General features: G+C 66.1%; 1 protein-coding gene. It reads right to left on the reverse strand.

The genetic code is table 11. The features are described 5' to 3' along the window. Positions 1-38 precede the first annotated feature (38 nt). Complete coding sequence (locus AAEX60_RS16355) at positions 39-1190, reverse strand: IS1249 family transposase (RefSeq protein ID WP_342105064.1); 1152 nt, start codon at positions 1188-1190, stop codon at positions 39-41. Positions 1191-1284 lie beyond the last annotated feature (94 nt).

A 1284-nucleotide genomic window follows, 5' to 3' on the forward strand; every position in this document is an offset into this window, starting at 1 on the left:
GGGTTAGCGGCAGAAATGTGTGTATGGCTTCGGGCGTGTCATGGTCGCCAGCGGCCGGCCCAGCCTTTCTGGATGCCGTTGCCGTCTTCCCAGCTGAAGTTGGTGCCGGGTTGTGGGCCGAGGGGTTCGTCGTGGACTGGGTGTGGCTTGGGTGGCGGGTCCCAGTGTTGGGGCCGCGCTAGTCCCCAGGGGTCGTGAGGGTGTTCGGTGAGGCTGTCGAGGAGCCACTCGATGGCCCGTCGGGCATGGTCTGGCGGGAGGCCGCGGTGGATGCGTAGGAGGTCTTTGACGGCCTTGTTCGGGCCGCCTTCCAAGGGAGATGTGGTCCGTGCTCGGGGCGGGGTGAAGTCCAGCCAGCTGAACAGTTCTTGCCTACGGATCAGGCCTCTGAACAGGGCGCGGCTCTTGCGGAGCTCGCGGTGGGTGAACCACCAGGTGGCGCATTGACCGATTCCGAGGGGTCGTTCGCGGTGCTTGCCGGCGTAGGTGCGGTGTTTGAGGAAGCTGTCCCATTCGGCTTCCCAGGCCAGGTACTGGCGGGTCCATTCGGTGGCCTCGTCCAGGGTTGAGACTCGCATGAGCGCCGCGGTGAGGGCGCGTAGTTGCTTGCCAGCTTCCAGTCTGGGGTTCATGGTCAGGTGGCGGGTGATGGTGCGGTAGATGTGGAAGTAGCAGCGCTGCACCGGCGTTTCGGGCCAGCACTCGCGCAGGGCTGCGGCGACGCCCTGACCGCCGTCGACGACCACCAGCTCGGGTGCCGGGAGGCGTTCGAACAGGGCCTGGTAGGCAGCTTTCGACTCGCGGTCGCACCACTGCCAGTCCCGCACATAGGTGCCGTTGGACGCGATGAGCAGGCACCAGCCCTGGAGGTAGGTGCCGTCCACCATCAAGATGTCGTCGACTTCCCCGGTGGGGTTGGGGTGCGGCACCCGGATGTTCCAGCACCAGTTGGTGGTGGCGCGGAACGAGCGGCCGGTCCCGCCGTCGATGCTGCGCTGCGTCGCGTTGCCCAGCAGCCAGTGGCGGAAGGCTGTCAGCTCAGCCTTGCGGGTGACGTCGGGCCGGGACTGGACCGCGGAGGCGCCACAGGCCTTGCAGCGCCACCGGGTCCTGCCGGCGGTGGTCTTGCCGTTCTTGACCAGCTTCGAGCCGCATACACCACACCGGGGGTGATTCCTCGCAACCTGCACCGAACATGCTCCCAGAGCATGTTCAGACCACCATCACCCCTAGCCGCCACGAATGAAATCAGTCAGGCTGTACACACATTTCTGCCGCTAACCC

It is taken from the genome of Luteococcus sp. H101 (genome assembly GCF_038433155.1).
Taxonomy (GTDB): Bacteria; Actinomycetota; Actinomycetes; order Propionibacteriales; family Propionibacteriaceae; genus Luteococcus.